General features: G+C 59.5%; 17 protein-coding genes. 5 read left to right on the forward strand and 12 right to left on the reverse strand.

Features of this window, described 5'->3' with window-relative positions:
* The 5 genes from speB to KSP9073_RS09355 form a co-directional block, all read right to left on the reverse strand.
* Entirely contained in the window at window positions 1-897 is an 897-nt protein-coding gene (gene speB / locus KSP9073_RS09335) for an agmatinase (protein WP_108842675.1), read from the reverse strand.
* Window positions 898-1,044: 147 nt separating this feature from the next.
* Window positions 1,045-2,109, reverse strand: a complete 1,065-nt coding sequence (gene modC, locus KSP9073_RS09340) for a molybdenum ABC transporter ATP-binding protein (protein ID WP_108842676.1) — start codon at window positions 2,107-2,109, stop codon at window positions 1,045-1,047.
* Window positions 2,110-2,133: 24 nt separating this feature from the next.
* On the reverse strand, window positions 2,134-2,838 hold the full coding sequence (modB, locus tag KSP9073_RS09345) for a molybdate ABC transporter permease subunit (protein ID WP_108842677.1): 705 nt from the start codon (window positions 2,836-2,838) through the stop codon (window positions 2,134-2,136).
* Between the two features lie 36 nt (window positions 2,839-2,874).
* A complete protein-coding gene (gene modA, locus KSP9073_RS09350; protein ID WP_108842678.1) occupies window positions 2,875-3,654 on the reverse strand; it encodes a molybdate ABC transporter substrate-binding protein in 780 nt (259 codons plus the stop codon).
* Window positions 3,655-3,785: 131 nt separating this feature from the next.
* Window positions 3,786-4,160, reverse strand: coding sequence for a winged helix-turn-helix domain-containing protein (locus KSP9073_RS09355; RefSeq protein WP_108842679.1), 375 nt, complete (start codon window positions 4,158-4,160; stop codon window positions 3,786-3,788).
* Window positions 4,161-4,438: 278 nt separating this feature from the next.
* Here KSP9073_RS09355 and KSP9073_RS09360 point away from each other — a divergent pair, with 278 nt between their 5' ends.
* Window positions 4,439-4,747 (forward strand): hypothetical protein, encoded by a 309-nt coding sequence (locus KSP9073_RS09360; RefSeq protein WP_108842680.1) that lies wholly within the window; start codon window positions 4,439-4,441, stop codon window positions 4,745-4,747.
* Window positions 4,748-5,003: 256 nt separating this feature from the next.
* On the forward strand, window positions 5,004-5,360 hold the full coding sequence (locus KSP9073_RS09365; RefSeq protein WP_108842681.1) for a hypothetical protein: 357 nt from the start codon (window positions 5,004-5,006) through the stop codon (window positions 5,358-5,360).
* 134 nt (window positions 5,361-5,494) lie between these two features.
* Here the strand turns inward: KSP9073_RS09365 and KSP9073_RS09370 are convergent, their stop codons facing one another.
* Together KSP9073_RS09370 and KSP9073_RS09375 are read right to left on the reverse strand one after the other, a co-directional pair.
* Window positions 5,495-6,631, reverse strand: coding sequence for a YncE family protein (locus KSP9073_RS09370; RefSeq protein WP_165814216.1), 1,137 nt, complete (start codon window positions 6,629-6,631; stop codon window positions 5,495-5,497).
* Window positions 6,632-6,750: 119 nt separating this feature from the next.
* On the reverse strand, window positions 6,751-7,848 hold the full coding sequence (locus KSP9073_RS09375; RefSeq protein WP_165814217.1) for a YncE family protein: 1,098 nt from the start codon (window positions 7,846-7,848) through the stop codon (window positions 6,751-6,753).
* A gap of 348 nt (window positions 7,849-8,196) precedes the next feature.
* Between KSP9073_RS09375 and KSP9073_RS09380 the strand changes: the two genes are divergently transcribed.
* Window positions 8,197-9,168, forward strand: coding sequence for an alpha/beta hydrolase (locus KSP9073_RS09380; protein WP_108842684.1), 972 nt, complete (start codon window positions 8,197-8,199; stop codon window positions 9,166-9,168).
* 73 nt (window positions 9,169-9,241) lie between these two features.
* On the opposite strand, the gene glpT is transcribed toward KSP9073_RS09380, so the two are convergent.
* A complete protein-coding gene (glpT, locus tag KSP9073_RS09385) occupies window positions 9,242-10,576 on the reverse strand; it encodes a glycerol-3-phosphate transporter (protein ID WP_108842685.1) in 1,335 nt (444 codons plus the stop codon).
* A 258-nt stretch (window positions 10,577-10,834) separates the two neighbouring features.
* On the opposite strand from glpT, the gene cadR reads away from it, so the two are divergent.
* The gene (gene cadR, locus KSP9073_RS09390; RefSeq protein ID WP_108842686.1) at window positions 10,835-11,266 is read left to right on the forward strand and encodes a Cd(II)/Pb(II)-responsive transcriptional regulator; all 432 of its coding nucleotides are present in this window, start codon (window positions 10,835-10,837) and stop codon (window positions 11,264-11,266) included.
* Between the two features lie 26 nt (window positions 11,267-11,292).
* Here cadR and dcd read toward each other — a convergent pair whose 3' ends face one another.
* From dcd to KSP9073_RS09410, 4 genes are all read right to left on the reverse strand, one after another.
* Window positions 11,293-11,859: a dCTP deaminase gene (gene dcd / locus KSP9073_RS09395; protein WP_108842687.1), complete on the reverse strand. Its 567-nt coding sequence runs from the start codon at window positions 11,857-11,859 to the stop codon at window positions 11,293-11,295.
* A 164-nt stretch (window positions 11,860-12,023) separates the two neighbouring features.
* The gene (apbC, locus tag KSP9073_RS09400) at window positions 12,024-12,830 is read right to left on the reverse strand and encodes an iron-sulfur cluster carrier protein ApbC (RefSeq protein ID WP_086899600.1); all 807 of its coding nucleotides are present in this window, start codon (window positions 12,828-12,830) and stop codon (window positions 12,024-12,026) included.
* 151 nt (window positions 12,831-12,981) lie between these two features.
* Window positions 12,982-13,392 (reverse strand): alternative ribosome rescue aminoacyl-tRNA hydrolase ArfB, encoded by a 411-nt coding sequence (gene arfB, locus KSP9073_RS09405; protein WP_108842688.1) that lies wholly within the window; start codon window positions 13,390-13,392, stop codon window positions 12,982-12,984.
* Between the two features lie 277 nt (window positions 13,393-13,669).
* Window positions 13,670-14,131: a tellurite resistance TerB family protein gene (locus KSP9073_RS09410; protein WP_108842689.1), complete on the reverse strand. Its 462-nt coding sequence runs from the start codon at window positions 14,129-14,131 to the stop codon at window positions 13,670-13,672.
* Between the two features lie 185 nt (window positions 14,132-14,316).
* Here KSP9073_RS09410 and KSP9073_RS09415 point away from each other — a divergent pair, with 185 nt between their 5' ends.
* Window positions 14,317-15,696 carry an NAD-dependent succinate-semialdehyde dehydrogenase gene (locus KSP9073_RS09415; RefSeq protein WP_108842690.1) on the forward strand — a complete coding sequence of 460 codons (1,380 nt, stop codon included), beginning with the start codon at window positions 14,317-14,319 and terminating at the stop codon, window positions 15,694-15,696.
* The last annotated feature ends 307 nt before the right edge of the window (window positions 15,697-16,003 follow it).

The raw sequence follows: 16,003 nt of genomic DNA on the forward strand, positions 1-16,003 counted from the left end.
TCAGCCGCGCATGGCAATAAATGTCCATAAAAGCGTGGCCGCCGCCAGCGAGGTGATCTCCTGCGGGTCATAGGGCGGTGACACCTCCACCACATCCATGCCGATCAGATTGAACTCCCGCAGGGCTTCCAGAAGCTCCAGCGCCTTCATGGTGGTAATGCCACCAATCTCGGGGGTGCCGGTTCCGGGCGCGTGAGCCGGATCCAGCACATCAATATCAAAGGTGATGTAGATGGGGGATGACCCCATGCGCTCACGCACCTTTTGCGCCAGCGCCTCACCGTCCAGTCGCATCAGCGCCCTCGAGCTCAGCCACTCCCCGCCCTGCTCCGACAACCAGTCCCGCGTGGATGGCTCGACCGGTGAGCGAAGTCCCAGACTCAGGGTACGCTCCGGTGCGACCAGCCCCTCATCGATGGCATTGCGCAAAAAGGTGCCATGGCCGATATCATCTCCGAAGTGGCTGGCCCACGTATCACAGTGCGCATCGAAGTGGATCAGCGACAGCGGCTGCCCCTGAAGGCGACGCTGCGCGCGCAGCACGCCCAGGGTGGTCATGTGATCACCGCCGGCACACAGAAGTGTCTGCCCGGGCGCCTGCTCGTATGCCGCCATGACCCCGGCTTCAATGCGCCGCAGGGCGTCATGCTGGCCGACCTGCATGATATCGAGATCGCCCAGATCGCTGACCAGCGCACAGGGGTCGGTTTCAAACTCGGGATGACGGCCATCGGTCAGCATCATGCTGGCCCGGCGCAGGGCATTGGGGGCCATACGGGCGCCCGGGCGAAAGGTGACCGAGCAGTCATAGGGCAACCCCAGAAAGGCGAAGGGCCGCGTGCTGTCCTGCGGTGCTTTCAAGAAGGTGGCGATACCCTGATACGGCAGACCAAACATGACATTCCCCTGTTTCGACGTACAACGCACAAAAGGTGATGACGAAAAGGCGCATCCTGAGGCCGACCCCCTGATGGGTCAACGGTTTCACGGGATACGCCATCGCGTTTGTTTCAGGGTAGTCAGAGATCAGCGGAAATGGCGATGTCAGCCGGCAAGACTGACGCTTCGGATCAGCGCGATAACGGTCATGCCGGGCTTGAGCCCGAGCGCTTCGCCGGCCTCAAGCGTGATGCGCGAGGAAAGCGACTGTTCACCGAGTGCCAGCGTCACCTCAAGCGTACCCGGGGCTCCTGGCGTGATGGCGGAAACGACGGCCTCAAGCTGGTTGCGAACGCTGCTGTCCCTTTGAGACGACAGCGCAATGGCCACCTCCCGACGGCGCACCCGCACCCGCAGGACACTTCCCTCGGGCCGGTCCAGCAGCGGCAGCGTCAGGCGCTGTCCATCCCCCAGGATCAGCTGCGTGGCGTGGTAGTGATGATCGTGCGAGCACACCTGCGCCTTCAAGAGCGAACTGGCCTCAAACCCGCCCAGCCAAGGCGTCATGTCGCCGCGTGACAGCAGCGTTTCCAGCCGGTCGCTGGCAACAACGTGCCCCTGATCCAGCACCACGAGCTGCTCGGCCACCGCCATCAGCTCCTCCGGGTCGTGGCTGACAAATAAAATGGGCAGGTCGATCTCACGGGTCAGGCGCAGGATATAGTCCAGAAGCTCCTGTTTGCGCGCGCCGTCCAGACCGGTCAGGGGCTCATCCATCAGCAGCATGTCCGGTTCGGCCAGCAGCGCCCGCCCGATGGCGACCCGTCTCGCCTCGCCGCCGGAGAGCGCGCCCGGCATGCGATCCAGCAGCGCCTCAATACCCAGCAGGGACACGATACGATCAAACGCCTCCCCACGCGTGATGCGCCGGGCGTAGGTCAGGTTGCTGCGTACCCGGTAATGCGGAAACAACCGCGCCTCCTGAAAGACCACGCCCAGGCGACGCTGATGGGGCGGGATGAAAATCCCGCGCCCGGTATCCACAAAGGTGCGTTCATTGAGCACCACGCGCCCCTGATCGGGACGATCAAGGCCGGCCAGCATGCGCAACAGCGTGGTCTTGCCGCTGCCCGAATGGCCAAACAGGGCCGTCACGCCCGACCCCGGCGTGGTGATATCGACATCGACATCAAAACCGCCCTGGCGGTGTTTGAGGCACATTTCAAGCATGGCGACGGCCTCGCAATGTCGTTGTCATGTCGTGCCCCGGTCGCGACCGGCCATGCGCCGACGGGTACGGCGCGCCAGCCATTCAGAGGCCACCAGCGAGACCATCGCCACCACCACCGAGATTACGCACAGACGGGCTGCGGCATCTTCCATGCCGGGCGTCTGGATCAGGGAATACAGTGCCAGCGGCAGCGTACGTGTCTCGCCGGGGATGTTGGAGGCAAAGGTAATGGTGGCGCCAAATTCCGACAGCGCCCGGGCAAAGGCCAGTACGGCACCCGTGACCAGACCGGGCACCGCCAGCGGCAGGGTGATGGTGAAAAAAACCCGCAGCCTTGAAGCGCCCAGAGTGCGAGCGGCCGCTTCAAGGCGCGGGTCCACGGCTTCCAGCGACAGCCTGACGGCGCGCACCAAAAGCGGGAAGGCCATGATGCCGCCCGCCAGCGCCGCGCCCTGCCATGTGAACGGCAGCGACAACCCCAGATGATCAAAAAGCCAGCTGCCGACCAGCCCCCGACGTCCCATCACGACCAGCAGCAGATAGCCCACCACGACCGGGGGCAGCACCAGGGGCAGGTGCACGATGCCATCCAGCAGCGACTTGCCGAAAAATTCGTGACGGGCCAGAAGCCATGCCATGGCGATGCCGGGCACCAAAATGATCAAAAGCGCCGTACCGGAGACCTGCAGGCTGATCCGAAGGGCTTCGATTTCAAGCGGTGTCAGCACATCATCATCCTTGCGCGGCGAGGGCGCAGGCGTCGATCAGTTCGCATCCGCCGACCCGTTCACCTCGAACCCATACTGCTTGAAGGTATCAGCTGCCTCATCGCTGCCCAGCCAGTTCAGGAACTCACGGGCCTGCGGACTCGGCTTTTTGCCGGTCAGGGCCGCCGGGTAGGTGATCGGGTCATGACTGTCGGCCGGGAAAAGGCCCAGCTGATGCACGTGCTCACCAGCCATGGCATCGGTGGCATAGACCACCCCCAGCGGTGTCTCGCCACGCTCGACCAGTGCCAGTGCGCCGCGCACGTCGCTGGCGCGTGCCAGACGCGGCTTGAGCGTCTCCCACTGCCCGAGGCGTTCGAAGGCCTGTCTGGCGTAGATACCGGCCGGCACATGGTCCGGGTCTCCGACCGCGATACGGTCATTGTCCTTGAGATATTGACTCAGCGGGTGCTCGGCATCCGGCGTAAAGTCTTCGATATCACTCTGGTCCGACGTGATCAGCGCCAGACGATTGTTAAGCAGATCGCGACGCGCCTGAATCGGCTCCCCCTGCTGTTCCAGCCAGTCCATCCATTTCTCGTTGGCCGAGAGATAGACATCCGCCGGCGCCCCCTGGGAAATCTGTCGCGCCAGCGTTGAGGAAGAGGCATAGACCGGCACGATGTCCACGTCATGATGCTGCTCGTAGCGCTCGATCAGCGTGTTCATGACATCGGTCAAAGAGGCTGCTGCCTGAACGTCAATGCGCTCGGCAGCCCCTGCCGTGTTGCAACACAAAAGTGCCGCTGCCGTGAGGATAGCGAAGGGTCTGAACATGAAATTCGATCTTCCTTGAGGGGGTAGCTGTGAGCGCGAAACGCATCATGTTTTCGATGTGCTTATATTTGCACATCGAGACCGTCTGGCTCAAATACCGTTTCAGCTGGGCACTATTCGCCAGCGGGTATTCAGGGCGTTTCATCATCAGAAGACGTCAGCGAGGACTTTAGATCGCCGAAGTGCGTGTCGACCGCGCTGCGGGTCTGCTGCTCGACACGTCGATAGCGCGCGATGATATCAAGGCCCAGCGGCGTCAGCCGGGCACCGCCATGAGCCGCTCCGCCCTTGCTGGAAAGCACCAAGGGCTGATCAAAAGCGCCATTGAGGGCATCGATAAGATGACGCGTCTTGCGGTAGCTGATGGCCGTACACCTTGCTGCGGCAGCAATGGACCCGGTCTCGCTGATGGCCTGCAGCAGCGCAACCTTGCCCGGCCCAAGGACCAGGCCATTGTCGAAGACCAGGCGCAGCTTGGTCTCCGGGCAGGACATGTCGATGGCCATGAGGCCTCACCTTTTCGCAGTGAACAGGGCCGCTGTTATAACACGGCCCTGTCACTGCCGCAGGTCATGGCGCCATGTCAGCCAGCGAGCCAGACCATCAACTTAAACTTATATTAAGTCTAAATTATTATTAATTTTCAATACCTTGGCGAATTCTGACCGTACAAGACAACAGTTTCAGCGCTGTAACGAGTTGTGTTCCGGCGCAAGGCCAACCAGGCTTTTGATGACCAGGCCAAACGTCTGTCAAACCCCATTCCAGGGACAGGAGAGATACGATGAAAGCAGCATGGATAGCCCCTTTTATACTGGCGCTTGCCGCCACCCCAGCGCTGGCCAACGACACGGATACCGACAAGGGCCAGATGCAGGACAGTCAGATGCAAAATGGTCAGACGCAGCAGAGTACCTCCTCTGACAACATGCATTCCGACGTGGGCAAGAATGACGCCAATCACGGTGGTCAGATGACGCGCCACACCGATGACAAGACTGCGGATAGCGACCTGGACCAGAGCGAGCTGGAAACGCGAACCCATAGAGACAGTGACATGAGCCTTGAAAAGGATACTGACACCGACACCTGATCAACGCCTGCCCGATATAAAAGCGCAGCACTCGGTGCTGCGCTCCCGCACCGCTCAAATCTACCCGCTGGTCTTGTTGGCCATCCCGTGTTGACTCTCCCGAGACATTGTCATGTCTTCAGGCACTTTTTTTACCCTGATCTATAGTGTGACTAACGAGGCGTTGCTTCGTTGTCCTCGATTTCGATAGATACCGGATGTTCTGACATCAGCCCCTCAGGGCCTTGAACAGCCCATCCGAGTCAGGAGAGACCGCATGAAAGCAGCATGGATAGCCCCTTTCGTTCTGGCACTTGCCACCACCCCGGCACTGGCCTCGGATACCGGCAACAATGCCCAGCAACAAAGTCAGACGCAGGGCAGCGTCTCACCCAACGCCATCAATCCGGGGCAGGGCAAACAGCCGGATGGTCACAGCACCGGTGGCGAAAACCAGAAGCACACTGACGATTTCTCTGCGTCCAAAACGGCCAATGCCGATACCGATATCGGTAGTGAAAGCGGCAACGATCAGGACACGAATACTGATGACGGTGCCAGCGCTGAAGGCGCTTCGAGCGCGGACAGCAGCGCCAGTGCCGATCATGACACCCAAAACGATACGGGCACCTGACACCGTTTTTGGATAACGTGTGCCATGCCAGACGTGCTCGGATCACCGGCGTATTGGCACATGATCTGAAAACAAAAACGGCCTCCCAAAGGGAGGCCGTTTCAATGAACGCCATTTCAGTGACGCCGCAACGCTCAGGGCTTGATACGAATGATGCTGTCAGACTCCTCGGTCTGATGGCTTTCATCCAGTTTCTGCTTGAGGGACACGTAGGCCCCCGAGGCATCCGAGATTGCCGCCAGGCTGTTGGGCATCAACGGGGTCTTGATGGTATCGAGCAGCTTGTGGCTTTCCCGATCAAAAAGGGTCACCGTTTGTGCCTTGCGATTGGTCACATAAAGACGATCGCCTGTCAGCATCAGTGCCAGCGTCCCTTCGCCGCTTTTCAGCGTGTCTACGACCTTGCCGTTTTGCGTATCCAGCACCGTGACATTGCCGCTGTTGGCATTGGTAACGTACAGCTGATGTGCCTTGCCATCGAGGGCCAGATTCAACGGGCCTTCACCGCCGGTAGGCCACTGCGCAATGATCTTGTGGCTTTTCATGTCAACCACGCGCACGGCGTTGTCCTTCATGGTGGAGACATAGATGCGCCCGGCATCATGATCCACGGCTAGACCGGTCGCCCAGGTGCCGAAACCCTCGATGGTATCGGTCAGGGTCAGGTCTTCCCCATTAATGACCCACAAAACACTCTTGTCGCCCACGCCGGTCACATAAAGCGTATTGCTCTGCTCATCGACGCTGAGCTGGCGCGGATTGGGGCCAAAGACATCGTTCTTTTTCGCTTCGGCCTTTTCAGCTTCGGTGGCCAGTGCCAGGTGACGCGTGCTGTTGTCATCCAAGTTGATGGCGGTCACGCTCTGGTCCAGCGTATGGCCGACAAACAGCGTGTGGGTTTTCTCGTTAAGCGCCAGGCCAAAGGGCTTTTGATCCAGCTTGATGGTGTCCTTGATTTCCAGCGTCTGCGGGTCGAGTCGATAGATGCTGCCGCCCTCGCCCTCACCGTAATTATCGCTGGCGCCCTTGCCAAAGCCACCGGTCGCTGCGACATAGATCGACTGCTGCGACGGGCTGAACACCAGCTCGTAGAGCCCTCGAGCCACATCCTTTTGCGCCACGATGTGATCGGAAACACCCTGCTGCGCGCTGCTCTGCTGCTGAGCCGGCTGCTCGGCTGCCATCGCCCAGGGCGCTGACAGGGTGACAAGCCCCAGTGCAATGAGCGTGCCCTGCAATAGGCGAGCGGAACGTGTGGCTGTCCTTGCCATGACCGTTTTTGGCATAAAAAAGTAGTCCCATGTGATCCATATTCAGACGGGCAGGATGTCATAACATGTGACTATCCGCCACCTGAATGTAAATGATTATCAGTTAATGCCAGAGCGGTTCAGGGCGTTATCAGAGTGACCGTATTGCCATGCTCATCATCAGGATCGTCCTGCTTGCCGATCCGTGCTGCCTTGTTGGTCACAAAGACATGGTGCGAGGCCGGATCGATCGTGATCGTGTTGGGATGTGTGCCGGTCGGGAGGCTGGCGATCGTGCGGTAGTCCTCGCCGTCGAGCACCGTGACGGTTCCGGCATTGCGGTTGGCGACATAGACATGGTCATTATCCGAATCGAGTGCTACGCCCAGAGCGCCATCACCGGTTGGATAGCGGCCCAGCGAGTGACCGTTGTCGGCATCCATCACCTCCAGTGCGCCTGCCTGCGTGCTCGTGACCAGCAGCCGCTGACGCTTGTGATCCATCTCGATATCGATCGGCCCTTCAACGGTCGTGGGCCAGGTCTCTACCACTGATTCCTGATCGAGATCGATCACCGCAATGGCGTTATCGCCCATCAGCGTCACATAAAGGCGATGATGCGCCTCATCCAGCACCAGCCCGGTCGGGCGCTTGCCGATATGCTCGATGGCCGGCATCTGCTCAAGCGTTGTGGTATCAACAACCCACACCTTGCCATCGTTGGCCACACCCGTGATGTAGGCGCGCCCGGTGCTCTGATCGATCACCACATGACGCGGTTCGGCATGCTTTTTTTCACCTTTGGGTACCGGCTGATCCGGATCCGCCAGTACCAGTGTGGTCAGTATTTTGCCGCTGCGATCATCAAGGATGGTCAATGAGCCATCCCGACTGCCGGTGGCATAAAGACGGTGCTGCTTTTGATCCACCGCCAGACCAAACACCTGACGGGGCGTTCTGACCGTATCAAGGGTGGCCAGTGTCTTCGGGTCCAGACGGAAGATACGCCCGCCATCCTTATCACCCTTTGAGCCGCCACCAGCCACGAAAAGCTGCTGCTGATCCAAACTGTAAACGCCGTCATACAGACCGTGATCAAGCCTGACGCTCTTGCTGACAAGGGGTGTGGTCGGCTCGGCCATCGCCTGCGTCGAGAGAATGGCGCTCATGACCACTGCAGCCACTGCCGACACCCGGCGCCCATTGCCTCGTGATGTTTCTGCCCTGCCTGCTGCCATGTCTGATTCCCTTTTAACGCTGCACGCACCCACAGACCCTGTCGTCTTGAACCGACCGCCTCGGGACATGACATGCCGCTCGATTATGTATTGAAACCATAACTTTACTTAAAAATGAGAATGATTAACATTAACCATCGGAAAATTGGGGCTCCTGCGGACATTTGCTCAGGACAGCGCCTGTAAAGCGCATAAATCAAGCCACCTGCAACAAGATGGAAAGCGGTCTTCATTTGCCACAGACCACCCCGGCTTTCCATACTGACGTGGTAGCGAGGAACAGACGTTACCCGCAGCAAACGTTGTTGGCGCGGTCACCAGCGATACCACAAATCATTGCGAGGCCTCATGACACTGCATGCCAACTGTGATGGCACCCGACGCCGATTGCTCAAGGGTGCCACCGCCGGCGCTCTGCTCTCATTGCTGCCAGGGGCGCTCTGGCCGCTTTCTGCCGAAGCGCGCCCGGACCCGGAGTTCAACCAGCCGCTGCCGCCGGGCATCGTCGAGAAGGGGTCAGGCGTTTATGATTTCAGGGTACATCGACTGGCAAGTCCGGATGGGCAGCGTCACTACCGCATTACCGTGGCCATTCCCAAAAAAGCGCCCCCTGAAGCGGGCTATACCCCGGTCTACCTGCTCGATGGCAATGCTGCTCTGGCCGCACTGGATGAACAGCACCTGAAAGCGATGGATGGTGCGATACCACCGGTGCTGATCGCGCTGGGCTACGACACGGATCAGCGCTTCGATGTGGTCGCGCGTCAGTGGGACTACACGCCAAAACGCCCGGAACAGGCGCCGATCATCAATGATCGTGACCCAGAGCGTCGTGGTGGCGGCGCTGACGACTTCATTACATTGTTGAATGACACCCTCATGGCGGAGGCCGAGCGTAACCTGCCCATCAACACGGCCGAGCGCGCCCTCTGGGGTCACTCCTTTGGCGGACTGTTTGTTCTGCACGCGCTTTTTACCCGACCTGCGCTGTTTGATCACTGGTATGCGGCCAGCCCCTCACTGAGCTGGAACGGCTATCAGGTCGTTGCAGAAGCGGGTCAGTTTCAGTGGCCGACGGATCATCCAGGCAGCGCCCTTTTAATGCGCGGCGACGCCGAACTCAAACGCCACGGCCCCTACTCCAACGGTGGCAGTGACAAGGAGATTAACGATCAAATGCGAAATCTGGCACAACAGATGGACCGGCTGCCCGGCTTTGAGGCACGTTTTGAAGTGCTTGAAGGGATGGGACATGGTGCCGCGCTGGCGCGTTCGCTCAAGCTGACCCTTTCAGACATCAGCGGCGCGGCTTTGACGTAAAAAACCTGACATGACGAACACGAAATGACCGGCGCGCCAGGCGGGCCGGTCAGTCACAGGCATCACGCTCGCATCAGGCGGCGCGTTTGGTCGGTGCCTGGCGAAGCGTCAGTGCCAGCAGCAAAATGGCCAGAATGCAGGCCCCCACCAGCAGTGCGAAACCACCGTCCCAGCCGTAGTGGTCCACCGTATAGCCCACCAGCGCACTGGCGGCGACCGACCCGCCCAGATAGCCGAAAAGCCCGGTAAAGCCGGCCGCAGTGCCGGCGGCCTTTTTGGGCACCAGCTCCAGCGCATGCAGCCCGATCAGCATGACAGGTCCATAGATCAAAAAGCCGATGGCGATCAGACACAGCATATCGATGGTCGGATTACCGGGCGGGTTGAGCCAGTAAAGCACGGTAAAGATCGTGACCAGCGCCATAAAGCAGATACCGGTCGCGCCGCGATTGCCGCGAAACAGCTTGTCGGAGAGCCAGCCGCACAAAAGCGTGCCGGGAATACCTGCCCATTCATAGAGAAAATAGGCCCAGGAAGACTTGTCGACCGTGAAGTGCTTGACCTCCTGAAGGTAGGTCGGCGCCCAGTCGAGCACGCCGTAGCGCAGCAGATAGACAAAAACGTTGGCCAGCGCGATACACCACAGCAGACGGTTTTTCAGCACATGCTCAACGAAGATTTCGCGGGCGGAAAATTCACGCTCGTGGCTGTCATCGTAGCCTTCCGGATAATCGTTTTTGTACTTCTCGATCGGCGGCAACCCACAGGTCTGCGGCGTATCGCGCATGGTCAGAAGCGCAAAGACGGCCACCCCCACGGCGACGGTCGCCGGCACATAAAAGGCCGAACGCCAGTCGTTGAACCAGGCCATGCCCAGAATGAACAGCGGCCCGATCAGACCACCGCCCACGTTATGCGCCACGTTCCATACCGACACCACACTGCCGCGCTCATGCTTTGACCACCAGTGCACCATGGTGCGTCCACACGGCGGCCATCCCATGCCCTGCACCCAGCCGTTGAGAAACAGCAGTACGAACATGATGGCAATGCTGGACGTTGCCCACTCGGAGAAGCCGAACAGGAACATGATCAGCGCCGAGCACAAAAGCCCTGCCGGCAGGAAATAGCGCGGGTTGGAGCGATCCGACACCGCCCCCATCAAAAACTTGGAAATGCCATAGGCAATCGAGACGCCGGCCAGCGCCAGCCCCAGATCACCGCGGGAATACCCCTGCTCCACCAGACTGGGGATGGCCAGGGTAAAGTTCTTGCGGACCAGATAGTAACCGGCATAGCCGATAAAGATTCCGGCAAAGATCTGCCAGCGCAGGCGCTTGTAAGTACCGTCGATATCCGCTTCTGGGAGCGGTTTACCGGGACTTCCAGCCTTGAAGATTCCGTACATGAATGCCTCGATGTCTGTGACATGACGCGCCGCAGATTATGGTGTATCCCACAGGCGAGATAGATCTCTGTCACGGCGCTGTCATCAAAATGTCACATTTTGTTGTAACCCCCTATCGAGACCTTGGTCGTGACCACCCTGCCGGGCCTTTATTCACCGGCCTTCAGACCCTGTGCGTCTGGTCCAATAACATGAATTCTGGAGGACATGGCGTGAAAACCCTATAGTGGCTGCAGGGTCATGACACAGGAGGCGCTCATGAAGATTGGAGAACTGGCCCGGGAAACCGGCTGCAGCAGTCAGACCATTCGCTTTTACGAGCGCGAGGGGCTGCTGCCCGCCCCGCATCGCAGTGAAAGCAACTATCGCCACTACGGCCCAACGCATCTCAAGCGGCTGAGCTTTATTCGCAACTGTCGGGCGCTGGCCATGAGTCATGCCGAGATTCACGCCCTGCTGGCGCTGGTGGATGAACCCAGGGGCAACTGTCAGGCCATCGATGCGCTACTTGATGAACACATCCATCACGTCGAAGTGCGTCTTCGAGAACTTGATCAGCTGCACGGTCAGCTCACGAGTCTGCGGGACAAGTGCGGGCAGGCCAGCCCCGTGAATGATTGCGGCATCGTACATGGTCTGGAAGAGATGTCATGGGAGGAAGAGCCCGGCAACGCCACGCATCTGGGCTAGCCGGGCAGCAGATCCTTTTTTGAAACTCAGGTCCGCGGCAGGGTCACGCCACGCTGGCCCATGTACTTGCCACCGCGGTCCTTGTAGGAGATATCGCACACTTCATCGGACTCGAAAAAGAGCATCTGCGCCACACCCTCGTTGGCGTAGATCCGTGCCGGCAGGTTGGTGGTATTGGAGAACTCAAGCGTCACGTGCCCTTCCCACTCCGGCTCCAGCGGCGTGACGTTGACGATGATGCCGCAGCGCGCGTAGGTCGACTTGCCCAGACAGATCGTCAGCACGTTACGCGGAATGCGGAAATATTCCACCGTGCGCGCCAGGGCAAAGGAGTTGGGCGGAATCACGCAGGCATCACCCTTCACGTCCACAAAGCTCTTTTCGTCAAAGTATTTGGGATCGACGGTCGCTGAGTGAATATTGGTGAAGACCTTGAATTCATCGGAGCATCGCACGTCGTAGCCATAGCTTGACGTACCATAGGAGATGACGCGCTGATCACCGGCATGACGGACCTGATCGTACTCGAACGGCTCGATCATGCCGTGTTCCTGCGCCATGCGGCGAATCCATTTGTCTGCCTTGATGCTCACGAGGGGTGTCCTGTCGCAATGCCTGAAATAAAATAGGGTGAGTCGATACGGCGCCGAAGAACCAGAGTGTCCGGCAACCGTATCCAAAAGCCGGGCATGATACCGGCACGGCCAGACCGACTAAAGCCTTTCCCAGGCTTCAGTCGGTCCGGGCGAGCACGTGATCAGTCGCCGAAGCTGATCGCCGGGCCGCTTTCGCGGGTTTTACCGCCAAGCTGCTCATCGATACGGGCGCTGATCGCCATGAAGGCGCGGGCCGCATCGCTTTCGGGGTCGGCGACCACGGTCGGACGACCGCCATCAACCTGCTCGCGAATGCTCATGGTCAGCGGCAGGCGCCCCAGCACTTCAGTGTCGTACTGCGCCGCAATGCGCGCGCCGCCACCTTCGCCGAAGACTGCCTCTTCGTGGCCACAGTTCGAGCACACGTGGGTGCTCATGTTCTCGACCACACCCAACACCGGCACGTTGACCTTGCGAAACATCTCGATGCCCTTGCGCGCATCCAGCAGCGCAATGTCCTGCGGCGTGGTCACAATCACCGAACCCGACACCGGCACCTGCTGCGACAGCGTCAGCTGAATGTCACCCGTGCCTGGCGGCATGTCGATAAAGAGATAATCCAGCTCGCCCCAGCCGGTCTGGGTCAGAAGCTGCTGAAAGGCGCCGGCCACCATTGGTCCACGCCAGACCATGGCGGTTTCGGTATCCACCAGCACGGCCATGGACATCATTTTCAGCCCGTGCGCCTCGATCGGCTTCATGGTCTTGTCATCGACCATGGTGGGCCGGGTGCCGGGCTTGATGCCCAGCATCTGGGCCTGGCTGGGGCCATAGATATCGGCGTCCAGAAGGCCGACGCGATGACCCTGCGCGGCCATGGCCAGCGCCAGGTTGACGGTCACGGTAGACTTGCCCACACCGCCCTTGCCGGAGGCAACGGCCACTACATGTTTGACTGTTTCGAGCACTGCCTGTCTCCTGTCAATTCCCTGCCGACACCGCCTGTCATGGCTGCGATGTCATGATCGAGCGATAGTATAAACCCTCACCCGCCGACAATCCCAGGTGAAACACTCGGATATGGACGTCCCTCGTCCCATCCGGCCTTCCCCTTTCGTCTCAGTGATCCACGCGTCCACGCAGGCTCTTCTTCTGGCCGCGCTGTTTCTTGCCCTCCAGCCGACGCTTTTTGGATCCAAGTGTGGGTCTGGTCGCCTTGCGCGGTTTGGCGGTATAGACCGCCGACTTGATCAGCGCTCGAAGACGCATGATCGCTTCCTGGCGATTGAGTTCCTGGGTGCGATGGGACTGCGCCTTGATGATGATCAATCCACTGGCAGTGATGCGATGGTCATTGAGTGCCAGCAGCCGGTCCTTGTACTCCTGCGCAAGGCTACTGTTTTGTATGTCCATGCGCAGATGAATGGCCGAGGCCACCTTGTTGACGTTCTGACCGCCGGCACCCTGCGAGCGAATGGCGCGCAGCTCATACTCGCTGTCGTCGATGGTGATGTGACGTGATATCTGCATGTGTTGTGTGTCTCAAACCAAATCGGCGCCTGATACGTATCGTCGGATGACCGGTCGTATCGGCAGGGTATTCCGAGGACACCAGAGGTGCGGCGTCAGGGGGCTTTTATACGATCATGGGCCATTGTCATGTCTGGCCGTACCCACAGGCGCATCAAGCCCGCAGGCGCTGCCAGTGATCCTGCGGCGAGGGCCGGCGATCCAGCGCCACATTGTACATGCTCGACTCCATGGCCAGTGACAGCAAGGCAAGGACAAGTTCAAAAGCGGGAAACCCCTATGCCAGCCCCAGCGACTCCTGCACCTCGAGCTTTTGCATGATGAAATCGGCATGATCGACATACAAAAGCTCGGCCAGCTTGCGCACCCGCGCCTCTTCCAGCGGATCCAGCACCCTATCGGCGTAGGCCACACGCCAGAGCCGTCCAATCAGGGCAACCCGTTGCGGATAGTCATATTCTTCCCTGATCAGGCGCACGAACTGATAGTGATCGACCGAATCCTCGACCTGCTGATGCGCCATGTCGACCAGCGTTTCCACCGCACTCTCTTCAAGGTCAAATCGGCGTTTTAGCATCTCGCGCAATGTATGCTGCTCGGCCGCCTTCATCTCGCCATCAGCGCGCATGACCTCACACATCAGCGCCGCCACTGCCAGCTCCAGCGTCATCTCGTGGTCCTGGTCACTCGGCGAGCGCCCGCTCAAGCGCTCGAAGAACTCATTAATGGTATCCAGCATGCTGTTGTCTCCGGTAGGGATGGGCACTCATCGTTATGCCACAGGGCAATACACAAGGTACAGGCGTGCGTGCTGCCTCGATCAGGGCTGGAGGATCAGGCAAGACACAGACAGTAATCACTGCGGCATTGGCGTATTCGACGCACTACACTCGGGGTCGTTCCGTCATACCAAAGGAGGTTAACGTGTCGAACACCATTAAAACCGTGAATCCGGCCACCGGCCAGACGATCCGGGAATTCGAGACCATCTCCGATGAACACCTGCAGCAAAAGATCGAGCAGACGCATCAGGCCTTTCTCGACTGGAAACAGCGATCTCTTGAAGAGCGCGGCAAGCTGGTCCGTCGGGTCGGTGAACTGCTGGTCAAGCACAAGGATCGCCTGTCGAGTCTCATGACTCAGGAGATGGGCAAGCCGATCAGCCAGGCACCGCCTGAAATTGATCTGTGCAAGAGCATCTGCGACTACAGCGCCGACAACGCCGCAAGCGTGCTGGCCGAAGAAGCCCGTGATCTTCCCGGCGGCCGCGCCCTGGTGACTCATCAGCCGATCGGCATCATCTTCGGCATTCAGCCGTGGAACTTCCCCTTCTATCAGGTCGTTCGCTACACGATCGCCAACCTGATGGCCGGCAATGCCGTACTGCTCAAGCACGCGCCCAATGTCTGGGGCTGCGCCGAGGCGCTGGAAGAGATCTTCCGTGAAGCCGGCATGCCCGACAACGTGTTCACCGTGCTCTACATTCGCGATGAGCAGGCAAGCCAGGTCACCGAGCATAAACTCGTGCGCGGCGTGACCTTTACCGGCAGCGCCGCCACCGGCCGCAAGGTCGCCGCAGCCGCCGCCGAACAGCTCAAAAAGACCGTGCTGGAGCTGGGCAGTAACGACGCCTACCTGGTGCTCGAGGATGCCGACATCGACAAGGCAGTGGAAACCTGTGTCACCGGTCGCATCACGAACAACGGCCAGACCTGTGTCGCGGCCAAGCGCTTCGTGGTGGTAGACGCCGTGTACGAGCAGTTCCGCGATGCCTTCGTTGAAAAAATGAAGCAGGTGGCCTTCGGCGACCCGACCGATGAAAACACCCAGCTGGGCCCGCTGGCGCGCAAGGACCTGCGCGATGAGCTGCACAAGCAGGTGAAGGAATCTGTTGAAAAGGGTGCGGTCTGCCTGACCGGTGGTGAAGTTCCCGACGTTGACGGCTTTTTCTATCCTTCCACGGTGCTGGACAACGTCACGCCCGGCATGCCGGCCTACGACGGCGAGCTGTTCGGTCCGGTCGCGTCATTGATCCGTGCCCGCGATGAGGAAGACGCACTGCGCATTGCCAACGACTCGGTCTATGGCCTGGGCGGCGGCATCTTCTCTGAAGATGAGGAGCGCGCCGTACGGCTGGCCCGCGATCATTTCGATACCGGCATGGTCTGCGTCAACGGTTATTACATCGCCCAGCCCAACCTGCCCTTTGGCGGCGTGAAGGAGAGCGGCTACGGTCGTGAACACGGCGGCTACGGCATGCTCGAGTTCGTCAACACCAAGTCACTGATGATCGGGCAGCAATAACCCCATGATTCGGGTGTTGACCCATCCCTTGCAGTAAAAGGCCAGAGTGTCCCTGAACCGTGAGCGATGCGGCAACAACAAATGCCCCGGAGAGTGGTCACTCCCCGGGGCATTTTTTTTACACTTCTACGGCCTGCAGAGCGTCGTCAACCGACGTTTAACGCAGTCCCAGAAAGGACAGGATGAAAAGCACCACGACCACCAGACCGATAAGATAAATAATATTGCGCATATCTTGCCCCTTGCTTCGTTATGAATGCGGCCCAACCCGACTCAAGGCCGACCGTTAACGCGTTCCTGCGTTGGC

The organism is Kushneria phyllosphaerae, assembly GCF_900312995.1.
GTDB classification, from domain to species: Bacteria; Pseudomonadota; Gammaproteobacteria; order Pseudomonadales; family Halomonadaceae; genus Kushneria; species Kushneria phyllosphaerae.

Excerpts from the sequence above, each read along its gene's own strand:
- cadR (WP_108842686.1), top strand. The coding sequence starts at position 10,835 with ATGAAGATTGGAGAACTGGCCCGGGAAACCGGCTGCAGCAGTCAGACC.
- modA (WP_108842678.1), bottom strand. The coding sequence starts at position 3,654 with ATGTTCAGACCCTTCGCTATCCTCACGGCAGCGGCACTTTTGTGTTGC.
- KSP9073_RS09370 (WP_165814216.1), bottom strand. The coding sequence starts at position 6,631 with ATGGCAAGGACAGCCACACGTTCCGCTCGCCTATTGCAGGGCACGCTC.
- KSP9073_RS09360 (WP_108842680.1), top strand. The coding sequence starts at position 4,439 with ATGAAAGCAGCATGGATAGCCCCTTTTATACTGGCGCTTGCCGCCACC.
- glpT (WP_108842685.1), bottom strand. The coding sequence starts at position 10,576 with ATGTACGGAATCTTCAAGGCTGGAAGTCCCGGTAAACCGCTCCCAGAA.
- speB (WP_108842675.1), bottom strand. The coding sequence starts at position 897 with ATGTTTGGTCTGCCGTATCAGGGTATCGCCACCTTCTTGAAAGCACCG.
- KSP9073_RS09365 (WP_108842681.1), top strand. The coding sequence starts at position 5,004 with ATGAAAGCAGCATGGATAGCCCCTTTCGTTCTGGCACTTGCCACCACC.
- modC (WP_108842676.1), bottom strand. The coding sequence starts at position 2,109 with ATGCTTGAAATGTGCCTCAAACACCGCCAGGGCGGTTTTGATGTCGAT.
- KSP9073_RS09375 (WP_165814217.1), bottom strand. The coding sequence starts at position 7,848 with ATGGCAGCAGGCAGGGCAGAAACATCACGAGGCAATGGGCGCCGGGTG.
- arfB (WP_108842688.1), bottom strand. The coding sequence starts at position 13,392 with ATGCAGATATCACGTCACATCACCATCGACGACAGCGAGTATGAGCTG.
- KSP9073_RS09355 (WP_108842679.1), bottom strand. The coding sequence starts at position 4,160 with ATGGCCATCGACATGTCCTGCCCGGAGACCAAGCTGCGCCTGGTCTTC.
- KSP9073_RS09380 (WP_108842684.1), top strand. The coding sequence starts at position 8,197 with ATGACACTGCATGCCAACTGTGATGGCACCCGACGCCGATTGCTCAAG.
- KSP9073_RS09410 (WP_108842689.1), bottom strand. The coding sequence starts at position 14,131 with ATGCTGGATACCATTAATGAGTTCTTCGAGCGCTTGAGCGGGCGCTCG.